Origin of the sequence: Streptococcus plurextorum DSM 22810 (assembly GCF_000423745.1) — a bacterium.
GTDB lineage: Bacteria > Bacillota > Bacilli > Lactobacillales > Streptococcaceae > Streptococcus > Streptococcus plurextorum.
This window is the reverse complement of the sequence record NZ_AUIO01000001.1, coordinates 315,220-335,847: the sequence shown is the minus strand read 5'-3', so window position 1 is coordinate 335,847 and position 20,628 is coordinate 315,220. Positions and strand designations below refer to the sequence as shown.

Annotated in this window: 22 protein-coding genes; 16 read left to right on the top strand and 6 right to left on the bottom strand. The window is 41.4% G+C overall.

Annotation, left to right across the window (positions count from 1 at the left end; translation table 11 throughout):
• Positions 1 to 39 precede the first annotated feature (39 nt).
• Both G575_RS0101665 and G575_RS0101660 read right to left on the bottom strand, forming a co-directional pair.
• A complete protein-coding gene (locus G575_RS0101665) occupies positions 40 to 420 on the bottom strand; it encodes a hypothetical protein (protein ID WP_027971194.1) in 381 nt (126 codons plus the stop codon).
• Between the two features lie 669 nt (positions 421 to 1,089).
• Positions 1,090 to 1,395 carry a hypothetical protein gene (locus G575_RS0101660; RefSeq protein WP_027971193.1) on the bottom strand — a complete coding sequence of 102 codons (306 nt, stop codon included), beginning with the start codon at positions 1,393 to 1,395 and terminating at the stop codon, positions 1,090 to 1,092.
• A gap of 202 nt (positions 1,396 to 1,597) precedes the next feature.
• Here G575_RS0101660 and trhO point away from each other — a divergent pair, with 202 nt between their 5' ends.
• Entirely contained in the window at positions 1,598 to 2,581 is a 984-nt protein-coding gene (gene trhO / locus G575_RS0101655; RefSeq protein ID WP_027971192.1) for an oxygen-dependent tRNA uridine(34) hydroxylase TrhO, read from the top strand.
• A 126-nt stretch (positions 2,582 to 2,707) separates the two neighbouring features.
• Here trhO and G575_RS11785 read toward each other — a convergent pair whose 3' ends face one another.
• Complete coding sequence (locus tag G575_RS11785) at positions 2,708 to 2,884, bottom strand: DUF3042 family protein (protein WP_083958805.1); 177 nt, start codon at positions 2,882 to 2,884, stop codon at positions 2,708 to 2,710.
• Between the two features lie 90 nt (positions 2,885 to 2,974).
• On the opposite strand from G575_RS11785, the gene holA reads away from it, so the two are divergent.
• The 7 genes from holA to G575_RS0101615 all read left to right on the top strand — a co-directional run bounded on the left by holA (position 2,975) and on the right by G575_RS0101615 (position 11,330).
• Positions 2,975 to 4,015: a DNA polymerase III subunit delta gene (holA, locus tag G575_RS0101645; RefSeq protein ID WP_027971191.1), complete on the top strand. Its 1,041-nt coding sequence runs from the start codon at positions 2,975 to 2,977 to the stop codon at positions 4,013 to 4,015.
• Positions 4,016 to 4,312: 297 nt separating this feature from the next.
• Positions 4,313 to 4,924: a superoxide dismutase SodA gene (sodA, locus tag G575_RS0101640; protein WP_027971190.1), complete on the top strand. Its 612-nt coding sequence runs from the start codon at positions 4,313 to 4,315 to the stop codon at positions 4,922 to 4,924.
• A 160-nt stretch (positions 4,925 to 5,084) separates the two neighbouring features.
• Positions 5,085 to 6,299, top strand: a complete 1,215-nt coding sequence (locus G575_RS0101635) for a serine hydrolase (protein WP_083958803.1) — start codon at positions 5,085 to 5,087, stop codon at positions 6,297 to 6,299.
• Between the two features lie 414 nt (positions 6,300 to 6,713).
• Positions 6,714 to 8,084, top strand: a complete 1,371-nt coding sequence (gene murD / locus G575_RS0101630) for a UDP-N-acetylmuramoyl-L-alanine--D-glutamate ligase (protein ID WP_027971188.1) — start codon at positions 6,714 to 6,716, stop codon at positions 8,082 to 8,084.
• Positions 8,084 to 9,151: a UDP-N-acetylglucosamine--N-acetylmuramyl-(pentapeptide) pyrophosphoryl-undecaprenol N-acetylglucosamine transferase gene (locus G575_RS0101625; RefSeq protein ID WP_027971187.1), complete on the top strand. Its 1,068-nt coding sequence runs from the start codon at positions 8,084 to 8,086 to the stop codon at positions 9,149 to 9,151. Before murD ends, G575_RS0101625 begins: the two co-directional genes overlap by 1 nt.
• Positions 9,152 to 10,348, top strand: coding sequence for a cell division protein FtsQ/DivIB (locus G575_RS10920; RefSeq protein WP_037622442.1), 1,197 nt, complete (start codon positions 9,152 to 9,154; stop codon positions 10,346 to 10,348). It abuts the gene before it with no gap.
• 181 nt (positions 10,349 to 10,529) lie between these two features.
• Positions 10,530 to 11,330, top strand: a complete 801-nt coding sequence (locus tag G575_RS0101615) for a C39 family peptidase (RefSeq protein WP_027971186.1) — start codon at positions 10,530 to 10,532, stop codon at positions 11,328 to 11,330.
• Between the two features lie 276 nt (positions 11,331 to 11,606).
• On the opposite strand, the gene queA is transcribed toward G575_RS0101615, so the two are convergent.
• Together queA and G575_RS0101605 are read right to left on the bottom strand one after the other, a co-directional pair.
• A complete protein-coding gene (gene queA, locus G575_RS0101610; RefSeq protein WP_027971185.1) occupies positions 11,607 to 12,635 on the bottom strand; it encodes a tRNA preQ1(34) S-adenosylmethionine ribosyltransferase-isomerase QueA in 1,029 nt (342 codons plus the stop codon).
• Between the two features lie 126 nt (positions 12,636 to 12,761).
• Positions 12,762 to 13,364: a nitroreductase family protein gene (locus G575_RS0101605; RefSeq protein ID WP_027971184.1), complete on the bottom strand. Its 603-nt coding sequence runs from the start codon at positions 13,362 to 13,364 to the stop codon at positions 12,762 to 12,764.
• A 170-nt stretch (positions 13,365 to 13,534) separates the two neighbouring features.
• On the opposite strand from G575_RS0101605, the gene G575_RS0101600 reads away from it, so the two are divergent.
• Complete coding sequence (locus tag G575_RS0101600) at positions 13,535 to 14,242, top strand: glucosamine-6-phosphate deaminase (RefSeq protein WP_027971183.1); 708 nt, start codon at positions 13,535 to 13,537, stop codon at positions 14,240 to 14,242.
• A gap of 26 nt (positions 14,243 to 14,268) precedes the next feature.
• On the opposite strand, the gene G575_RS0101595 is transcribed toward G575_RS0101600, so the two are convergent.
• Positions 14,269 to 14,907, bottom strand: coding sequence for a copper homeostasis protein CutC (locus G575_RS0101595; protein WP_027971182.1), 639 nt, complete (start codon positions 14,905 to 14,907; stop codon positions 14,269 to 14,271).
• A gap of 137 nt (positions 14,908 to 15,044) precedes the next feature.
• Here G575_RS0101595 and G575_RS0101590 point away from each other — a divergent pair, with 137 nt between their 5' ends.
• The 7 genes from G575_RS0101590 (at position 15,045) to gtfB (ending at position 20,541) form a co-directional block, all read left to right on the top strand.
• On the top strand, positions 15,045 to 15,590 hold the full coding sequence (locus G575_RS0101590; protein WP_027971181.1) for a GNAT family N-acetyltransferase: 546 nt from the start codon (positions 15,045 to 15,047) through the stop codon (positions 15,588 to 15,590).
• Between the two features lie 26 nt (positions 15,591 to 15,616).
• The gene (locus G575_RS0101585) at positions 15,617 to 16,114 is read left to right on the top strand and encodes a methylated-DNA--[protein]-cysteine S-methyltransferase (RefSeq protein ID WP_027971180.1); all 498 of its coding nucleotides are present in this window, start codon (positions 15,617 to 15,619) and stop codon (positions 16,112 to 16,114) included.
• Positions 16,101 to 16,463, top strand: coding sequence for an arsenate reductase family protein (locus G575_RS0101580; protein ID WP_027971179.1), 363 nt, complete (start codon positions 16,101 to 16,103; stop codon positions 16,461 to 16,463). The genes G575_RS0101585 and G575_RS0101580 overlap by 14 nt, the downstream gene beginning before the upstream one ends.
• Before the next feature lie 72 nt (positions 16,464 to 16,535).
• Positions 16,536 to 16,772 (top strand): DUF2829 domain-containing protein, encoded by a 237-nt coding sequence (locus G575_RS0101575; RefSeq protein WP_027971178.1) that lies wholly within the window; start codon positions 16,536 to 16,538, stop codon positions 16,770 to 16,772.
• Positions 16,765 to 17,463: a 3-oxoacyl-ACP reductase gene (locus G575_RS0101570; RefSeq protein WP_027971177.1), complete on the top strand. Its 699-nt coding sequence runs from the start codon at positions 16,765 to 16,767 to the stop codon at positions 17,461 to 17,463. Before G575_RS0101575 ends, G575_RS0101570 begins: the two co-directional genes overlap by 8 nt.
• Before the next feature lie 254 nt (positions 17,464 to 17,717).
• Positions 17,718 to 19,226, top strand: coding sequence for an accessory Sec system glycosyltransferase GtfA (gene gtfA / locus G575_RS0101565; RefSeq protein WP_027971176.1), 1,509 nt, complete (start codon positions 17,718 to 17,720; stop codon positions 19,224 to 19,226).
• Complete coding sequence (gtfB, locus tag G575_RS0101560) at positions 19,219 to 20,541, top strand: accessory Sec system glycosylation chaperone GtfB (protein WP_027971175.1); 1,323 nt, start codon at positions 19,219 to 19,221, stop codon at positions 20,539 to 20,541. Before gtfA ends, gtfB begins: the two co-directional genes overlap by 8 nt.
• Positions 20,542 to 20,628: the final 87 nt, after the last annotated feature.

The window sequence follows — 20,628 nt, the reverse complement described above, 5'->3', positions numbered from 1 at the left end:
AAAGTAAAAAAGACTTGGCACAAACCAAGTCTTTCTAGCTTACCAGTTTTGAACCACTAATATGCCAGAGTAGGTAGCTGTTTTGCTATTAGGGTCAAATTTTGTCAAATGAAGTGTTCCATAATACCAACTTGAATTATAATACTCGGAGTATGTTCTTGAAACGGGAACGTTTTCACCAACTATTTTTATGGTTATGGTTTTAAGACGGGTAGCAATTCCGATAGCTACACCAGCTGAACGGTAGTTAACCTGACTGACGTTAAAAACGGTTTGTTCAGTGTCTGTTTTATCAGGGATAATATAAGCATTATCGGCAATTTTTTGCATATCAGGACGTTCTTGAGCGGCTACGTTAGAAGTAGCGCTAATCATAAAAAGAGAAGTAAGTAAACTACATAACAAAGCTCGTTTTTTCATCAAAATTCTCCTTTCTTGCTATATGAATAAAATGACGACTGAAATACCTTTACCTACTAATTTTGTTTCCGACAGTAGTCTCTCCTTTCTAAATATAAGATAAACGTATTTTTCAACTTTTAATATAGCATAAATTCAACAGAAAACAAGTCTATTTTTTTAATCCTTTTTTGATATAATAATATTGATAGTGAGAAAATACTGATGGTAAACCGAGATGATTAGATTCGTCGTCCTAAAAATAAAATGAGGGTTGGATAAAAGCTCTGCCTCATTTTATTTTAGATAGATCAGTTTGATGCGGTGCTTGATTGGAAGTTTGTCATGCAGGTGATAGCAACCATCCTAATCAACTGTACGGAGGTGGAATCACAATTGTCATGTTATGACGATTCAGAACGTAGATAAGCTCCTTAAAACCATAAAACTTAAATAGTCTTTGATAGAATTGCAAAATATAAAACTCTTAGAACCACTGATATTTCAATGTTTCTAGGAGTTTTTGATGTTCACCATAAAGAAAAAAGATTGAAGAAATCGTCCAAGATGAACGGTTTCTTCAATCTGAATCATCATTTTATGGCGATTTATCGATTTTATCCCACTATCAATTTTTGATGACCTTGTTTTATCTTTGAGTGGAGCAGCTAGATTTGAGGTGACGATAGTTTAGTGCAAGACAAAATGCTCGACATGAATCGTTTGGTCAGGATAATTTGTAGAGAGATATTCTGCCGTCTGATCATAAAGAGTTCTAATTTTAGCAATTTTTTCAGGGTATTCTGAGCCGATGTAGTGGAACTGACATTCGATGGTCAAAAAGAGTTCGTGGAAGAGGCGGTTCATTTCCTCTAAGAGCGCCAAGAGTTGGTGATCTTCTTGAATAAAGTCAGGGATACTCTTTCGTTCCTCAGCAAAGGCGTCTTGTGGGGTTAGGGGATAAGTTCCATATTCTAAGCAAAGTTCGTAGGTCATGGTGTCTCACTTTCAATCATGTTCTTCTCTTATTTTATCATGTTTTAAGGAAATAACTGATCTAGATGCTTGAAAAGGTCAGTAGTCGAATGGTAGGATATGTGAAAAATACCACAAGCAAAAAGCTTTAGCCAATCTTTAGGACAAGGTATAATAAAGGTCTAGTCTGCTCATTGCAAGAGCAAAAAAGGAGAAAACAAACATGTCAAACGATATTCGTGTGTTATTATATTATAAATACGTTCCTATTGAAAATGCCAAAGAATATGCGGCAGAACACTTGGCTTTTTGTAAGTCAATCGGTCTTAAAGGTCGAATCTTAATTGCTGATGAAGGCATTAACGGTACAGTTTCTGGAGACTACGAAACCACTCAAAAGTACATGGACTACGTTCATGCTAATCCGCGCTTTAGCGATCTTTGGTTCAAAATTGACGATGAACCACAGGATGCTTTCAAAAAGATGTTTGTGCGTTACAAAAAAGAAATCGTTCACCTTGGTCTAGAAGATAATGACTTTGACAGTGATATTAACCCACTTGAAATTACAGGGGAATACCTCAATCCGCAACAATTTAAAGAAGCTTTGCTTGATGAGAATACGGTAGTTCTCGATACACGTAATGATTACGAGTATGACCTTGGGCATTTCCGCGGAGCTATCCGTCCAGACATTCGCAACTTCCGTGAGTTGCCACAATGGGTCCGTGATAACAAAGAGAAATTTATGGAAAAGCGCGTGGTTGTCTATTGTACGGGAGGCGTTCGCTGTGAGAAATTCTCTGGCTGGATGGTTCGTGAAGGTTTCAAAGATGTCGGTCAGCTTCACGGTGGTATCGTGACCTATGGCAAAGATCCAGAAGTTATGGGTGAGCTTTGGGATGGTGCTATGTATGTCTTTGATGAGCGCATTTCAGTGCCAGTTAACCGTGTCAATCCGACCATCATCTCACATGACATGATAACAGGTGAACCTTGTGAACGTTATGTCAACTGTGCTAATCCTTTCTGTAATAAACAAATCTTCATGTCTGAAGAGACAGAAGCTAAGTATGTTCGTGGCTGTTCTAGCCAATGCCGTGCTCATGAGAAAAACCGCTATGTGGCAGAACATGGCTTGAGTCAATCAGAATGGGCGGAGCGTTTAGCAGCGATTGGAGAAAGTTTAGTAGCCGTGCAGGCTTAGAATCTCCTTTTAAGGTGAAGGCAGTGTCTGTTTTAAATTTACAGGCAATGCTAAGGATAGCTTTCATGTTTTTATAGCAAAATTCCCCTCAAGTCTTAGAACTTGAGGGGAATTTGTCTGTAATGCTTAGCGAGACACGCGACGACGTGCTGCTTTTTTACGGTTTTCCTCGATGAAAGCTGCTTTTTTCTCTTCTGGTTCGATCATAGTTTTGTGAACGGCAAAGAGTGCACCAGCAGCGGCAGCGATTGAACCGATAACACCAGTTACCACACCTTTAGCAAATGGATGTTTTTTAGCCATAAATATTTCTCCAACTTCTAATATGATAATCTAATCATAACAAAAATGAGAAATTAGTCAAGTTTGACCTGGCTATGGTATAATAAAGGCATGATTGCGATTGAAGAAGTAAAGACATTAGATAGAAAGTCACTAGGTCCTATAACCCTTATAACCGGTGAGGATTTAGGTCAATATAGTTTGCTTAAAGAGCGTTTGATGCGAGCGATTGGTTTTGATAAAGATGATTTAACCTACTCTTATTTTGATTTATCAGAATCGGACTATGCTAGTGCTGAGATGGATTTGGAAAGCTTGCCATTTTTTGCGGATGAAAAAGTGGTGATTTTTGATAACTTTTCTGATGTGACGACGGATAAAAAGTCTTTTTTAACAGAGGCAGAGCTCAAGCGCTTTGAAGCTTATCTGGAAAATCCTGTCTCGTCAACACGCCTGATTATTATGGCTCCAGGAAAACTAGATGGCAAGCGTCGCTTGGTCAAATTACTCAGACGAGACGCAAAAGTCTTGGAAGCAGAGCCACTTAAAGAGGCAGAGTTTAGAACTTATTTTCAAAAATGGGCACATGAGGTAGGACTTGGCTTTGACTCGGGTGTCTTTGAAGAACTCTTGCGGGTATCTAACTTTGATTTTTCTGACACCTCAAAAAATCTGGCTTTCCTCAAGTCCTATAAGAAGCAGGGGCTGATTACTCATGAGGACATTGCGCAAGCAATCCCCAAGAGTCTGCAAGATAATCTCTTTGATTTGAGTCGATACGTGCTCTTGGGAAATATTGATGCTGCGCGTGATCTTGTTCGCGATTTGCGCTTGCAAGGAGAGGATGAGATCAAACTGATAGCTGTTATGCTCGGTCAGTTTCGACTGTTTTTACAGGTTAAGCTACTAGCAAGTCAAGGTAAAAGTGAACAAGCAATAGTAGCGGACTTGTCTGATCTTATGGGACGAAAAGTCAATCCCTATCAGGTGAGGTTTGCTGTCCGCGACAGTCGCCCCCTTTCTCTGACCTTTTTAAAAAAGGCAGTTGTCAGCTTGATTGAGTGTGATTACCAGATTAAGACAGGTCTTTACGATAAAGATTACCTTTTTGACATTCTCTTATTAAAACTGACAGCAGCAAACAATGCGTGATCGCATGAAAGAGCTAGTAAGCCAGATAATAGTCACCTAGGATGCTTTTACCAAATCCTAAGACTCATCAAGGTTGGTAATATTTTTGTGTCTAAAAACGAGGACGTACCAGGTCTATTGGGATAGTTAGCCTGATGTTGAAGTATGATGAGAAGGTTTCATCGCTTCTAAAAGAATAGGCTCTGCGATCAGATTGAAGTTTGTTTTCTCAAAACAGTTAAAAGCTGGTCAAAATCTTTGAAAGCTCTCACATTTTTAGCTAAAATAAGATTATCATAAAGAAAAGAGGAATCCAATATGGCTATTATTCTACCAGACCTTCCTTACGCGTATGATGCGCTTGAGCCTCATATCGATGCGGAAACCATGACCCTTCACCACGACAAGCACCATGCGACTTATGTTGCCAATGCCAATGCAGCTCTTGAAAAACACCCTGAAATCGGTGAAGACTTGGTGGCATTGTTGTCAGATGTGGAGAGCATTCCAGCTGATATCCGTCAAGCCCTTATCAACAACGGTGGCGGTCACCTTAACCACGCTTTGTTCTGGGAATTGCTTTCTCCAGAAAAAACAGAAGTACCAGCTGAATTGGCAGCAGACATCGATGCAACTTTTGGCTCATTTGATGCCTTCAAAGATGCCTTCACTGCAGCTGCAACCACACGCTTCGGTTCAGGTTGGGCTTTCTTGGTTGTCAATAAAGAAGGCAAGTTGGAAATCTTGTCAACACCAAACCAAGACACACCAATCATGCAAGGTTTGAAACCAATCTTGGCACTGGACGTTTGGGAGCATGCTTACTACCTCAACTACCGCAACGTCCGTCCAAACTACATCAAAGCCTTCTTTGAAGTAATTAATTGGAACAAAGTTGATGAGCTCTACAAAGCAGCTCTCAGCAACTAAACGATTAGTTTACTGTGACGTTTTTTCTCGGAAACGATCTTTTTCCGAGAAAAAGCTAGTCCGGTATCAAAACAAATGGAAAAACCAGTCTCTTCAGGGATTGGTTTTTTCATTTAAAATTCTTGTCCAGATGAGGAAATTCATTTATAATAGAGAAGTTATGATTAAACGGAGACATAGGGATAAATCAAAACAAGGGAAGCCTCAACAAACGATTTCTTTTTACCAAAAACTCAGGACAGTTTTTAAAACTAATCCAGCCATCAACAAAGGTGGTCTTAGGCATGCTTTTTCTAAGTTTGACTTGACATCTCGGCTTTCGGATTATCGCAGGGCTTTATCCACTGAAAAGATAGCAGCCTTTTTGTCAATTGCAATTGTTCTAGCTGTTCTGTTTTATCCTCCTTTGAGAAAGCAATTATTTTCAAATCCATCTGTCGTTAATAAAGGGGATCAAGAGCTAAGCTCAGCTGTTAATCCGATCTATAAATCACAAGATGACAAAGATAGGGTTGTTCAAGAAGACCTGGATCAAATGAATAGCCTAAACCTTTATTATGATTATGCCCATTTGAGCTTGGAAGACACCGTCAAAGCCTTTTTGGAGGAACAAGGCTTGGAGTCTTGGCAAGTGGCTTTTACTTATAAAAACTTAGAAACTAATGAAGTGTTTTCTATGAATGACACACAGCTCATGACCGCAGGTTCCACGTATAAACTGCCTTTAAACATGCTTGTTGTCGATGCCTTGGATAAGGGAAAGCTATCATCAACTCAAGCCTACGACATTTCTGAAACGGGATATGAGTATAAACCAGAGCACGATGCTTATATGGCTAAGTATGGCGGCAAAATGACCATTAGTGACATGCAGTATGGTTCGATTGTGCTGTCAGAAAACACTCCAGCCTACGCACTTGCCGATCGTTTAGGAGGAATGGGCCAAGCCTATGCTCAGTTTGATCGTTATGGCACCTCTAAAAATCCTTATTTTCCAACAATTTCCATGGATGGAAATAAGACCACAACCAGTTATTATACACAGGTTTTAGATTACCTTTATCAGCATCAGGACAAGTATGAAGACTTGCTCTCCTTTTTAGATCAAGCTTTTCCCGGATCTTGGTACGAAGAGCATGTTAAGGGAGTGACGGTCTATCAAAAACCTGGTTATGTGCGTGAAGCCCTTAATATCGATGCTATTGTTATGGAAGAGACACCATATAGCATTGCTCTTTATACTTCAGGTTTTGGAGGGGCATCAGAAGCAGATGCAACCATTAATGGTTATGGCTATTCTCAGGTAACCTCTTTAGCCTATGTAATCAATGAATGGCATAGGGTCAATATGAATCCTGCTAACGAGACAAGCTAGTTTCTTTATGGTTTGAAAACCAGGCTTAGTCCAGCTTCAGTTTAAAGAAAAAGTCCTTTTGATCCTTTTCTTATGTGGTAGGGACGGTAGCAACTTCCCTTGGAATATTTGTGAGCCTAGAGTCTGAAAAATTCTGAGCGGCCTAAATACAAGTATTTTTGCTACTTTTACCAGATCGAAAGGTATCTGGAGAGGTTTGTTTTCGCTAGCAAAGTCGGTAACCGTATCTCAAACTAGCGCGCTTTTTAGCTTGCTTAAATGGAACCTGCAGTTTGTCTACATTCAAAAACTAGGCTTAGCCTAGTTTTTTCGATACTAATGGTGGCACTCTGCTCTGCTTTTACCTTGAAAAAGAGGCCTATAAAGGGTAAAATGGTAAGGATAGAATAGAATAGATAGAACGGGTAAGATTTCATGAAAGAATTGACACAATTTGAAAATAAAAAAGTATTGGTCCTAGGACTGGCGAAATCAGGGGAGGCTGCAGCTCGCCTACTAGCTAAAAGCGGAGCTATTGTCACGGTTAATGATGGCAAGCCTTTTGATGAAAATCCTTCAGCCAAAGCCCTGTTAGAAGAAGGGATAAAAGTGATTTGTGGTAGCCACCCTCTTGAACTGCTTGAAGAAGATTTTGAATTGATGGTGAAAAATCCCGGTATTCCTTACAGTAATAAAATGGTATCTGAAGCTTTGGCTAAAGGCATTCCAGTATGGACAGAGGTTGAACTAGCTTATTTGATTTCTGAGGCACCTATTATTGGTATAACGGGATCAAATGGCAAGACGACCACAACAACCATGATTTCAGAAGTGCTCAATCGTGCAGGAAAATCAGGGCTTTTATCCGGTAATATCGGATTTCCTGCTTCCGAAGTGGCTCAAAAAGCAGGTGCTCAAGATACCTTGGTTATGGAGCTCTCTTCTTTCCAACTCATGGGTGTTGAAAGCTTTAGACCTCATATTGCAGTGGTGACCAACCTGATGCCATCGCATCTAGATTATCATGGTGAGTTTGAGGATTATGTGGCAGCCAAATGGAATCTGCAAAAACAGATGACATCAGAGGATTTTATCGTTTTGAATCTTAATCAAGACTTAGCAAAATCGTTAGCACAAGAAACCCAGGCAACAGTAGTACCCTTTTCAACAAATCAGGTAGTTGATGGAGCCTTCTTACGTGATGGCATCTTGTATTACAAAGATGAAGAAATCATGAAAGCGTCTGAAGTGGGTGTTCCAGGCAGTCACAATGTGGAAAATGCCCTAGCAACCATTGCTGTAGCCAGATTGCTAGGCATTGATCCACAAGTCATCAAAGAGACTCTGAGCAGTTTTGGAGGTGTTAAGCACCGTCTACAATATGCTGGGGAGGTTAAAGGAGTCACCTTCTATAATGATTCAAAATCAACCAATATTCTAGCGACTCAAAAGGCCTTATCAGGATTTGACAATCATAAAACGATTTTGATTGCAGGTGGTCTTGACCGAGGCAATGAATTTGACGAGTTAGTTCCTGATATTGAAGGCTTGAAGCTCATGGTTCTCTTGGGACAATCTGCAGAGCGGCTGAAACGAGCAGCGGATAAAGCAGGGGTGCCTTACCTAGATGCCAAAGATGTGGCTGACGCGACAAACCTTGCTTTTGAACAAGCAGAAGCAGGAGATGTTGTGCTTCTCAGTCCAGCCAATGCCAGCTGGGATATGTATAAGAACTTTGAACTGCGAGGAGAAGAATTCCTAGCGACAGTTGATGCGTTAACAAACAATCATAAGAATGAGAAATGATGAGTAAAAAGAAAACGATTGTCTTTACTGGTGGCGGAACCGTTGGCCACGTAACCCTTAACCTGATTTTGATTCCTAAGTTTTTGGAAGAAGGCTGGGAGGTTCACTATATCGGCGATAAAAATGGTATCGAATACAAAGAAATTAGCCAATCCCATTTATCGGTTCGCTTTCATCCGATTGCGACTGGGAAATTACGCCGCTATTTTTCTTGGCAAAACCTACTAGACGTCTTTAAAGTGACTTGGGGGATTTTACAATCACTGGTAATATTGGGAAAACTGCGTCCGCAGGCTCTCTTTTCAAAAGGAGGTTTTGTGTCAGTACCGCCTGTTATTGCCTCTAAGGTCTTAGGCATACCTGTCTATGTCCATGAGTCAGATCTCAGTATGGGCTTGGCCAATAAAATTGCCTATAAGTTTGCGACTACCATGTACACAACCTTTGAGCAACCTAAAGCGCTGACCAAGACCCAGCATGTCGGAGCCATCACTAAAATTGGAACCAAACAAGATTATCCTCAGGCAGAGATAGATGCTGTCAAAGCCCAATTTGATTCTAGCAAGAAAACCTTGCTTTTTATCGGAGGTTCTGCTGGAGCTAGGGTTTTTAATGATTTTATCAGTCAGAATGACCTGACAACTGATTTCAATATCATCAATGTGTCTGGCGACCCTAGTCTCAATCGACTGGATAAAAACCTTTATCGAGTGGACTATGTGACAGACTTGTATCAGCCTCTTATGGAAATGGCTGACGCGGTCATCACTCGTGGTGGATCAAACACTATTTTTGAGCTACTTGCCATGCAGAAACTACATGTCATTGTACCGCTGGGTAAAGAAGCTTCTCGTGGTGATCAGCTGGAAAATGCCGATTATTTTGTTAAGAAAGGTTATGCTGAAAAACTCTTAGAGCCAGATCTATCGGTCAAGGCTCTAAAAGACAAGTTAGCTTTGCTATTTTCAAAGGAAGAAACCTATAAAGAGGCCATGAAAAACTCTCATGAAATCACAGAGCCAGATAGCTTTTATCAGCTACTGAGCCAAGCTATTGAAGGAAAGTAAATGACTAAGGAAAATGATAAGTTAGAAACAGAGGAAACCCTTGAAAAATCCGAATGGCAGAAGCGTCATGAGGAATTTTTAGCTCGTCAAGAAGCTAAAAAAGCTGCCGAAGAAGAGGAGAATGTTCAAGAAGAAGAGGAAATAGACAGTCCTACAGAAAGCGAAGGAGATGCCGTTCTTGATTTGGACAACCAAGGTGAGGAAAGCCAGGAGGAGTCCAGTGAAGAGGATGAAGATCTTTCTGAACAAGAAGAGGAAATCCCCTTAGATAAGGCGAGTAAAAAGGCTTTAAAAGAAGAGGCAAAACGTGTTAAAAAGGCTAAAGCTCTGGAACTGAGAAGCCAAAGACGTCCCGTGAGACGTGCACTTGCTAAGCTATTTTCGATTATCCTTCTTGCCTTTTTGGTGCTGCTCGGATCGCTCTTTGTTATTTCTCCTTTGAGTAAATCTAAAGCTTTTACGGTGACAGGACTAGATAAGGCTGATAAATCGGCTATTTTAGTGTCAACAGGGATTAGGACATCAGACTATATCAGCACGGTATTTTTCAATCAAAGTGCCTATGAGAAAGCTATTGTAGAGGCAAATCCTTGGGTAAAACAGGCAAAGATGACTTACGAATTTCCCAATAAATTTAACATTGCCATTACAGAAAATCGCATCATTGCCTATGCCCAGACCAGTAGTGGTTATCAGCCTGTTTTAGAAAATGGGGTTCGTATGCCTGTCGTGTCACAAGCAGAATTACCCCCAGAATTTTTGACCGTAAACCTAACGGATAAGGAAGCCGTTCAGACCCTAGTAACAGAGCTGGCAAAGCTAGATCAGAGTTTGGTCAGTCAGATTAACAGCGTGGATTTAGTTGAGACATCTGTCACTAAGGACTTGTTACAATTAACCATGACCAATGGTGTTCTGGTCCGTGTGCCGCTATCCCAAATTGCTATTAAGCTCCCCTATTATTCAACTATTGCTACTAGCTTAACCACTTCAGCTATTGTTGATATGGAAGTCGGTATTTATGTGACTAATGCAGATCTTGAAGCTGTTTTGGCTCAAGAAAAGGCGGAGCGTGATCAGGCTAAAAAAGAAGCTGAGGAAGCTGCTAAAGCAGCAGAAGCAGCTCAGGCTGAATTGGCTACAGAACAAACCACTGAGTCTTCAGAAATGTCAACCACAGCATCAACAACCGAATAAGATGCCTCTCTCAAACCTTAAAAAGCATAGCGTCAGGTTTATGACCGATGATGTTATGCTTTTTTGTTCGGTCATGGTTACGGTTCATCTCATTTTAGTTTAATTTTGATGATATTTTTTATAAAAATATATTGAACACAGAAGGTTATGGTGCTATAATAATGGTATCAAGGAGGTTGTTATGAAAAAATCGGTTTTATTTCTAGGACTTATCGCGGTTGTTCTATTATTAGCTTTTCCCATTATTTTTCTAATCTCTACCAAAGTACAAGAAAGCCCATCAACAGAAAGGGTGTCAAAAGCAGTTACTGTAACCACCTTGACCACCACAACAAAGGAAGACACAGAGACCACTAGCGCTAGCACGAGTACGGAAACGACCAGCACAAGTCCTGCAGAAACCACCACCACAACAACAAATCAACCCCAAGCTAAAGCTGGGGAAAAAGTGATGTTAAATGTGACGCAACAAATTCAGAGAGCAGCCACAACATGTGCTCCAACGACTGTCAGTATGCTCTTGTCCTACAAGGGAATCGATGTCAGTCAAGAGACCTTAGCAGTGGAGATGAAAACGGACACTTCATTTGGCACGCATAACGTCAATGCCATCGAAGTTCTTAATCAGCACCTGTTTGGTTATGCTAATCCTTCAGACCAACAATCTGGTTACCGTCTTGCTACTGTGACTGATGTGGAAGCAGATAAAGCCTTATTTAAAAAACGGCTTAAGCAGAATATAGCAGATGGCTATCCAATGTATTATACCATTGAGGTCTCCACCTTGTATCCTGGCTATAAGGGAGAGCATAATGTTCTGGGGATTGGGTATCAGATGAATGCTGATGGAACAGATATTGAATACTTGTATTATCTGGATCCAGGTTTTCCAGACCCGGTATATGGTGGCCTTAAGAAAGTGACTGTAGAAGAACTCTTACAGTCAACCACTGTCTGTGTGGAACCAAACTATGCTTGGTAAAATAAAAGTCTCAAACAGGTCTGTTTGAGACTTTTAGCATGTAGGCAAAGATTATTTTCTCCAGAAACAAGCTGAAAAGTTTTGCTAGCTTAAGGAGTGGTAATAAACCTTGCGAGCATTATCAGATACTTTTTACTGCGATATAAGCGGTGTGACGATCAGTATTTCTACCACCAGGAATTTTTGAGACCATAGGATCAGATATGAGGTATGGGATTTCGCAGGAAGTGGTTACCGTCCTTACCTTTTAAGAACAGTCTCAAAAGGACTTGTTTGCTATTGGATAAACATGGCGTCTCCAAAAGAGAAGAAGCGGTATTTTTCTTCCACGGCATGTTTGTAGGCTTCAAGGACAAAGTCACGTCCAGCAAAGGCTGAGACTAGCATGACCAAGGTTGATTTTGGTAAGTGGAAGTTAGTTGAAAAGGCATCGACGACTTTGAAATTGTAGCCTGGTTTGATGAAAATATTCGTCCAACCAGAGTCAGCGCGGACTTCCCCATTATATTTATTGCCGATTGTTTCTAAGGTACGGATAGAAGTAGTCCCGACTGCAACGACACGTCCACCTGAGGCTTTGACTTGATTGATGGTGTCAGCCGCTTCTTGGCTCAAGCTATAATACTCAGAATGCATGTCATGATCGTCAACATGGTCAACAGAGACAGGCCTGAAGGTTCCAAGACCAACATGAAGGGTTAGGTAAACAAGCTTGACTCCCTTATTTTGAATGTTTTCTAGCAATTCATTAGTAAAATGGAGTCCGGCAGTAGGAGCGGCCGCAGAACCATTTTCTTTAGCATAAACAGTCTGATAACGTTCACGGTCATCCAGTTTTTCATGGATGTAAGGAGGGAGCGGCATTTCGCCGAGGCTTTCCAAAACTTCTAAGAAAATGCCTTGGTAATGAAATTCGACAATACGGCCACCATGTTCCAATTCTTTAATAACAGTAGCTGTTAAGCGACCATCCCCAAAGGAAACCTTAGTGCCTGTTTTGAGGCGTTTTGCTGGTTTAGCAAGGACCTCCCATTGATCACCTTCCGTATTTTTTAGGAGCAAAAATTCGACATGGCCGTGGGTATCAGGTTTCTCTCCATGTAGTCTAGCAGGTAGAACACGAGTATTGTTCATGACAAGAGCATCACCAGGATTGAGTTGGTCAATGATATGATCAAAATGGCTATCAGTGAGGGTCTTTTTCGTTTTATCTAAGATTAAAAGGCGTGAGCTGTCACGTTTTTCAAGTGGTGTTTGGGCAATCAATGCTTCTGGCAGGTAAAAATCAAAATCTTTGGTATTCATCATTCTCAACTTCTTTCAAAATATGCTTATTTATTATACCACGTCAAGTGAAATAATGAAATGACGGATAGCTGCCTTCTTGGAAATGAAAACGTTCCCTAGATGTCTAGGGAACGTTTGGCTAACTTAGTTACCAAAAACCTTTACACGGTCACTATCCGCCATGTATTCTTTATCTGCTGCTGGAGCTGCAATGCTACCGAATGGTGCTTGAGCACGGAGTTTCCAGTTAGCTGGGATACCGTATTTTGCTGCAACTTGTGCGTCAACCAATGGGTTGTAGTGTTGTACGTTCATGCCGATATTTTTCTCAGCGAAAGCCAACCATACTGCGTACAGGTTGATACCGTGAGCTTGCTCAGACCAGATTGGGAAGTTTTCAGCGTAAAGTGGGAAGTTTTCTTGCAAGCCTTTGACAACATCTTGATCCTCGAAGAACAAGATCGTACCTGCACCTGCCGCAAAGCCAGCTAAGCGACCTTTTGTAGCTTCAAATGCTTCTGCTGGTGTTACTTTTTCCAATTCGCTGTAGGCAATTTCATTCCAGAAAGCATCTGATTCAGCACCGAAAAGCACAACCGCACGGCTTGATTGTGAGTTGAAAGATGAAGGTGATTCTTTCATAGCTTTCTCAACAAGCGCTACCACTTCCTCATTTGATACTGGCAAGTCTTTACCAAGTGCATAGATTGAACGACGAGTTTCTTGAAGTTTTGCAAAGTTTGACATAGGATTTCCTCATTTTCTAAAGATGATTAGTGTTTTTATCACTATGTAGTTATTTTAGAATTTATTACTAAGTAGTGTCAAGTATCTCGCTCAAAAGACTTGACTTTTTTGATTAAATAACATAATATTATATTATAAATATTGGTATATACCAAAAAAGGAGAAGGATAATGAAAGTGATGGTTGTTGAGCACCCAGAGATGGGGGGAGAAGTAGCTTTTAAACTGTTGAAAGATGCCTTGAGGCAAGGTGCAAAAACCTTGGGACTGGCCACAGGATCAACCCCACTAGAACTCTATCGTCTTATGAGAGAATCTGATTTAGATTTTTCAGAGATGACAGCAATAAATTTAGATGAGTACGTTGGCCTGACTGCAGATAATAACCAGTCCTATGCTCATTTTATGCAGGAGCAGCTGTTTAAGGTGAAACCTTTTAAGGCTACCTATATTCCAAATGGCATGGCGGAACATTTAGTGTCTGAAACGGTTCATTACAATCACATCTTGGAGGAATATCCCATTGATTTTCAAATTTTAGGCATCGGAAGAAATGGTCATATTGGTTTTAATGAGCCAGGAACACCGTTTGATTGGAAAACGCATCTGGTTGATTTAGACCCTTCAACGATTGAGGCCAATAGCCGATTTTTTGAGACTATTGATCAGGTGCCAAAACAGGCTATCTCCATGGGGATCGCTTCTATTATGGCAGCTAAAACGATTGTTCTCATGGCTTATGGTGCTGAAAAAGCAGATGCTATTTATCAGACGGTTCATGGCCCTATTACAGAGCAAGTACCTGCAAGTATCTTACAAAAGCACCCAAATCTTATCTTAATTTTAGACCGGGCAGCAGCGGAGAAACTGCAAAAATAACTCAGGCAATCCTGAGCTATTTTTGTTTATTCGGAGATCAACTTTGTGCCATGTACCTGTTGTGCCCCTGTTAGGAGTGATAGTTCCTGATAGTTATTGGCAGTCACACCGCCACCAATCATGATTTCAATGCGATTATTAGCATGTTGAATAAGGTCTTTAATGTGCTCAGCATTTTCTAACAGAGGACGCTTATCACTAGAGCCGTGAAGCAATACACGTGTAAAACCAAGTTCAATTAAGTGATCCAAAGCCCCTTTTTGCCGTTCTTTAGGGATAAGGTCAAAGGCCATATGAAAGACCAATGGAAGTCCTTGAGTGGCAGGAATAAGGCTTTCGATGGCATCACTATCAATGTCATTGTCTTCTGTCAAGATGCCAAAGACCAGAGCATCACTCTCAAGTTCAACAGCGCGAAGAATATCTTCTTCCATGATTTTTAACTCGATGTCATTATAGACGAAATCGCCTCCTCTAGGGCGAATCATAATGGCAGAGCTAATATGGTGATCGTGTAGATAACGATTGGCTTCTTTGATGACACCATAGCTCGGAGTGGTACCGCCAACAGCTAGATTATCACAAAGTTCGACTCGTGTAATATCGGTCCCCACTAAGCGATGCAGGTCTGTTAGATTTTCAGCGCAATATTCTTTGGTAATCATATCTTCCTCCTTTAAGTCAGTTAGATTATACCATAGGTGGCAAAATTTTGAAAAAAGTAGTTAAAAATAGTAAGATAAAAAGGAATGCTCAGAAATATAATTGAAAGGAAAGAGGGATTTCCTCTGGATGAATGATGATGGAAATAAGACTAGCACACCCAAATGAAATAGGACGGATTATGGAGATTATAGAAGAAGCGAGGGCTTTTTTGAAAGCCTCAGGCAGTGATCAATGGCAGGGCAGTTATCCTGCGGAGTCCCATATTTTTGACGATGTTTTAATGACACGTGGTTGGGTTGGGTTAATTGATGGGAAAATTGTTTCTTACGCTGCTGTCATAATTGGTCAAGAAGAAGCCTATGAGAAGATTTACGATGGCAAATGGCAACACAACCACCCTCGCTACACGGTTTTTCATCGCATTGCCGTTGCCAGTGACTATAGCGGTCAAAAGGTGGCTCAAACCTTTTTACAAGGCTTAATAGAAGCGCACGATGGTCCAGATTTTCGATGCGATACGCATGAGAAAAATACGATAATGCAACATATTTTGGAAAAGTTAGGTTATGCTTACTGCGGCAAGATTCCCCTTGATGGAGAACGCTTAGCTTATCAAAAAATTAAACGAAAATCTGAGAAAGCCTATTATCAGGAAGTGGCTGAACTAGCGGCTTTGGATTGATTGTAATCATTAGAAAGACCATTATGATGACATCCTTATTTCAACTTTCCTATCACTCTCCATTAGGTTCCATGCTTCTTTTAGCTCAACCAGATGCTTTAGTAGGGGTGTATTTCAAAGAACAGAAGTATTATTTGCGTGGTTTTGAAGGGCTAGCAATAGCGGAGCAGGAAACGGATATTTTAAGAGCAACAGCGACTTGGTTGGATCGTTACTTTGCCCATCAAAAACCCAGTGTCAATGAACTGCCCTTGAACCCACAGGGGACAGCTTTTCAACACAGGGTCTGGTCTGCTTTAGCTGAAATCCCCTACGGAGAAGTGGTTACCTATGGAGAATTGGCTAGTCAATTAGGCTGTCATTCAGCACAAGCTATTGGTGGAGCTGTCGGAAAAAATCCCTTGTCTATTATTATTCCTTGCCACCGAGTCCTTGGAGCAGGAGGAAAGTTGGTCGGCTATGCTGGTGGTATTGATCGTAAGTTAGCATTGTTAGAATTGGAGAAGCTTCATGATTTTTTATGAATACCCTAAATGTTCGACTTGCCGTCAGGCAAAAGCAGAGCTGAAACAGTTGGGACTTGCTGTTCAAGCTATTGATATAAAGGAAACACCGCCAAGTCAGGAGGCCATCAGGTCTTGGTTAGCTGCTGGTTTTGAGTTGAAGAAACTATTTAATACCTCAGGTAATCGTTACCGAGAATTGGGGCTTAAGGATAAATTAGACCGTTTATCTTTAGATGAAGCCATATCGCTTTTAGCAGCAGATGGTATGCTAATCAAACGTCCGATTTTGATTGAGGGTGATAAGATTTTGCAGATTGGTTATAAGACGCCTTATAGGGAGTTGGAGCAGTTTGAACAACGTAACTAAAAGCTTGCCTGTCACCATCAGAACATACAGCGAAAACTCACCCTAACAGACGAATTCACAAAGGAGTAAACCATGACATTTGAAGAGATTTTACCAGGCCTCAAGGCCAAGAAAAAGTACGTTCGCACAGGCTGGGGCGGAGCGGAGAATTACGTCCAGCTCTTTGACACCATCGAGGTCCACGGGCAAAAGCTGGAGGCGACGCCCTACTTCCTCATCAACGTGACAGGCGAGGGCGAAGGCTTCTCCATGTGGAGCCCGACCCCTTGCGACGTCCTTGCGATCGACTGGGTAGAAGTCCATGACTAAGACAGCCCTCATCACCGGCGTTTCCAGCGGCATTGGGCTAGCGCAGGCAGAGATTTTTTTGGAAAATGGCTGGCGTGTCTACGGGATTGATCAGGCCAGCAAGCCTGATTTGGCAGGTGATTTCCATTTTCTACAGCTGGACCTGACTGGCGATTTAGCACCCGTCTTTTCATGGTGCCAGACAGTTGATGTCCTTTGTAACACCGCAGGCATTCTAGACGATTACCGTCCCCACCTCGATATTGCGGAGGATGAATTGGCTCAGGTCTTCGCGGTGAATTTTTTCGCGGTGACCAGACTAACTCGTCCTTATCTACAGCAAATGGTGGACAGACAGTCCGGCATCATTATCAATATGTGCTCCATTGCCTCCAGTCTAGCAGGTGGAGGAGGATCAGCTTACACCGCCTCCAAACACGCTTTGGCAGGCTTTACCAAGCAGCTGGCACTGGACTATGCCAAGGACAAGGTCCAGGTCTTTGGCATCGCCCCAGGCGCTGTCCGGACAGGCATGACCCAGAAGGACTTTGAGCCTGGAGGCTTGGCGGACTGGGTGGCAGACCAGACCCCGATTGGACGCTGGAGTCAGCCCAGCGAAATAGCAGAGCTGACCTTCATGTTGGCTACTGGCAAACTCGCCTCCATGCAAGGCCAGATTATCACCATTGACGGCGGCTGGAGTTTGAAATGATGAGAGGTAAGAACTGATGAAGAGTCGGCACTTCTTTCTTAAAGAATACTGGCTAGCGTAGGGAGCTAAAGCATGCTGATACCATTAAATCAATCGCTTATACGACTCAGACTTGGCTAAGTAGGGCAGTTGAGATCTTTTTATTGTAAGATAGGATTCAGAAAAAGGCTATCAGTCTCAAGCAGGTTCTCGCATACGAAGCTCCTCTAGACAATTGTGGCATGATCAGCTAATCAGGATAGGGAAATAGAAATATGACCATTTACAACATTAATTTAGGAATTGGCTGGGCCAGCTCTGGAGTGGAGTATGCCCAAGCCTATCGTTCAAAAGTTTTTGCCAATATTGGGGTTGATGCTAAGTTTATTTTTATGGACTTCATTCCTCAAGCTAATATTTCGGATTTGACTAGGAATATTGGCTTTAAGGATGAGCAGATTATCTGGCTCTATACTTATTTTACGGATCAAAAAATTGGCCCTACGACCATGACTTTGGCTAAATTGCTTCAGTCTTTTGATGGAGAGGTGGACCGTGTCGAAAAGGGAAACAATTCTGTCCGCTATTTTATGAAAGGTCAAGATACCTTTCTAACCGCTTATTTGCAACAGGAAAATACAGACATTGTTCATCGAGTCGAGTATGTTTCAGGAGGGCATTTAATCCGTAAGGACTTCTATACTGATATTAGAAGTTTTACTGAGTACTATACTCCTCGAGACAATCAGGCTCATCTTTACATGCGACGCTTCTTTAATCGAGATGGTAGCGTTGGTTTGGAGGAAATTATTGATGGAGATTCCAAACTCTACCGTTTAAAAAATGCGATTTTCTATTCAAAGGAAGAATTGATTGGGCATTTTATTAAAGCATTAAAGATGACTGCACAGGATATCGTTATTCTAGATCGAGCAACTGGTACGGGTCAGGCTGTTTTGAGAAATGTTAAGCCTGCAAAGGTTGGCGTTGTCATTCATGCGGAGCACTTTAGTGAAAATGCGGTAACAGAAGATACCATTCTCTGGAACAATTATTATGAATATCAGTTTACCAACGCTGATAAGATTGATTTTTTTGTAACTGCCACAGAGAAACAAAAAGAGCTCGTTAGCGAGCAGTTTCAAAAGTACACCAAGCATCGTCCAGTTATTTATGCCATTCCAGTTGGTAGTTTAGATCAATTACGCGAGCCAACTAAAGAGCGCAAGCCCTTTAGTTTAATCACAGCATCACGTTTAGCTACCGAGAAGCATGTCGACTGGTTAACAAAAGCAGTCATCGAGGCGAGAAAAGTCTTACCTGAGCTTACCTTTGATATTTATGGTGTAGGTGGTCAAGACAGTAAAATCCGTGATATCATTAAGGAAAATCAGGCAGAATCTTATATTAGATTGTGCGGGCACCATGACTTAACAGACATTTATCAAGATTATCAGCTTTATCTGTCGGCTTCAAAAAGTGAGGGATTTGGCCTGACTTTACTGGAAGCAGTGGGTTCAGGTCTTCCTTTGATCGGCTTTGATGTGCGCTATGGAAATCAAACCTTTATCAGAGATGGGGAAAATGGTTATATGATTCCGCGCCCAGATATTGATGATGAAAAGGTAATTGTGGTGCAGTTTGCAGAAAAGATCATTCAGATCTTTAGGCATCATGACCTAGAGAAGCTGCATCAGGTTTCCTATGCCTTGGCTAGTGATTATCTAAGGGATAAGGTGGAAGCTAAGTGGGGACAATTAATCAAGGAGGTCAGCCATGCTTAATTTATTTGATAGCTATCATCAAAGTAGTTGGGATTTGCATTTTTCCTTACTCAAGTCAGGCTACACTCACCCGACAGTCGTTATCAATGATGATGGCTTTTTACCCGATGATGTGACCTCACCTTATTTGTTCTTCACAGGCTTTGATAAGGCTAAGGGGCGGCCTCTTTACTTTAATGAGATTGAAGTCCCTGATTTTTGGGAAATTGCAAGCAACAATAATCAAGGGGAAATCTACGATTATCATCAGCGACGTGGTTTGATTCATTATGCTGCACCGAGTCATCTGAGGCAGGTCAAGTCAGTGGATTGGTTTGATTTAAAGGGATGTTTGCGCATCACCGACCGCTATAATAAGTATGGTCATCGCCATGCTCAGACGATTTACAATGCTAATGGCCAAGCGACCCATACCAGCTACTTTACGTTTGAAGGACGAGAAGTTCTAGTCGAAAACCATGTGACAGGAGATATTTTACTTGAACATCTTGGAAAAACGCATCTTTTTAAGAACAAGTCAGAATTGATCATTTATTATTTGAACGTGGCGGGATTCAATCTTGATCGTATTTTTTACAACTCGCTCTCGACCCCATTTTTAGTGGCTTATCGCTTGGGACAGGCAGGAGAAGATGTTCTCTTTTGGCAGGAAGGTCTTGGTGATAGCATTCCGGGGAATATGACCCTTTTACTGAAAAAATCTGGTCTTAGAGCGACCAAAATCGTCGTGCAAAATCGTGATGTCTACCAGCGTATGCTAAGATTAGTTTCTGACGAAGAGAAAAACGCATTGGCTTTTCTTGGTTTCCAGTACCCATTTAAGCGAGAACCAATTGCTGGTAATAAAGCCTTTGTGATGACCAATTCGGATAATATTGAACAACTGTCTCTCCTTGTTCAGGAGTTACCACAATGTCATTTCCATATTGGGGCATTGACTGAGATGTCTCAGCGGCTGATGGATTTTGCTAAGTGTGATAATGTCACTCTCTATCCTAATATTTCACAAACCAGAATACAGCAGTTATTTAAAGAATGTACCTTTTACTTAGATATCAATCATGGGAATGAGGTTGCTTTGAGCATCCGGAGGGCTTTTGAAAATCGCTTGCCAATTTTTGCCTTTCATAAGACCGTGCACAATAGGCACTATGTGGCTCACCAGCATATTTTTCAAGCTGATCAAGCCTTAGATATGGTAACTACCTTACGAGGGCTTTTGCAGTCACCAGAGCGTTTGGCTGAGGCTGTCCAAAGGCAAGAATTAGCAGCAGAAGTGGAAAGTATGGCAAATTATCGAACCGTTTTGGGATAAATCAAAAAAGAGGCTGGGACAAATGTCCTAGCCTCTAAGTTTTTTAGAAGAAATTGTTGATACTGTGAATGGCAAGGTATCGTGCTT

Coding starts and splice junctions, on each gene's coding strand:
- trhO (WP_027971192.1), top strand. CDS start 1,598: ATGTCAAACGATATTCGTGTGTTATTATATTATAAATACGTTCCTATT.
- G575_RS0101600 (WP_027971183.1), top strand. CDS start 13,535: ATGAAAGTGATGGTTGTTGAGCACCCAGAGATGGGGGGAGAAGTAGCT.
- G575_RS0101665 (WP_027971194.1), bottom strand. CDS start 420: ATGAAAAAACGAGCTTTGTTATGTAGTTTACTTACTTCTCTTTTTATG.
- G575_RS0101625 (WP_027971187.1), top strand. CDS start 8,084: ATGAGTAAAAAGAAAACGATTGTCTTTACTGGTGGCGGAACCGTTGGC.
- G575_RS0101590 (WP_027971181.1), top strand. CDS start 15,045: ATGGAAATAAGACTAGCACACCCAAATGAAATAGGACGGATTATGGAG.
- queA (WP_027971185.1), bottom strand. CDS start 12,635: ATGAATACCAAAGATTTTGATTTTTACCTGCCAGAAGCATTGATTGCC.
- G575_RS0101570 (WP_027971177.1), top strand. CDS start 16,765: ATGACTAAGACAGCCCTCATCACCGGCGTTTCCAGCGGCATTGGGCTA.
- G575_RS0101635 (WP_083958803.1), top strand. CDS start 5,085: ATGATTAAACGGAGACATAGGGATAAATCAAAACAAGGGAAGCCTCAA.
- G575_RS0101660 (WP_027971193.1), bottom strand. CDS start 1,395: ATGACCTACGAACTTTGCTTAGAATATGGAACTTATCCCCTAACCCCA.
- gtfA (WP_027971176.1), top strand. CDS start 17,718: ATGACCATTTACAACATTAATTTAGGAATTGGCTGGGCCAGCTCTGGA.
- G575_RS0101580 (WP_027971179.1), top strand. CDS start 16,101: ATGATTTTTTATGAATACCCTAAATGTTCGACTTGCCGTCAGGCAAAA.
- G575_RS0101585 (WP_027971180.1), top strand. CDS start 15,617: ATGACATCCTTATTTCAACTTTCCTATCACTCTCCATTAGGTTCCATG.
- holA (WP_027971191.1), top strand. CDS start 2,975: ATGATTGCGATTGAAGAAGTAAAGACATTAGATAGAAAGTCACTAGGT.
- gtfB (WP_027971175.1), top strand. CDS start 19,219: ATGCTTAATTTATTTGATAGCTATCATCAAAGTAGTTGGGATTTGCAT.
- G575_RS0101595 (WP_027971182.1), bottom strand. CDS start 14,907: ATGATTACCAAAGAATATTGCGCTGAAAATCTAACAGACCTGCATCGC.
- G575_RS0101615 (WP_027971186.1), top strand. CDS start 10,530: ATGAAAAAATCGGTTTTATTTCTAGGACTTATCGCGGTTGTTCTATTA.
- G575_RS11785 (WP_083958805.1), bottom strand. CDS start 2,884: ATGGCTAAAAAACATCCATTTGCTAAAGGTGTGGTAACTGGTGTTATC.
- sodA (WP_027971190.1), top strand. CDS start 4,313: ATGGCTATTATTCTACCAGACCTTCCTTACGCGTATGATGCGCTTGAG.
- G575_RS0101605 (WP_027971184.1), bottom strand. CDS start 13,364: ATGTCAAACTTTGCAAAACTTCAAGAAACTCGTCGTTCAATCTATGCA.
- murD (WP_027971188.1), top strand. CDS start 6,714: ATGAAAGAATTGACACAATTTGAAAATAAAAAAGTATTGGTCCTAGGA.
- G575_RS10920 (WP_037622442.1), top strand. CDS start 9,152: ATGACTAAGGAAAATGATAAGTTAGAAACAGAGGAAACCCTTGAAAAA.
- G575_RS0101575 (WP_027971178.1), top strand. CDS start 16,536: ATGACATTTGAAGAGATTTTACCAGGCCTCAAGGCCAAGAAAAAGTAC.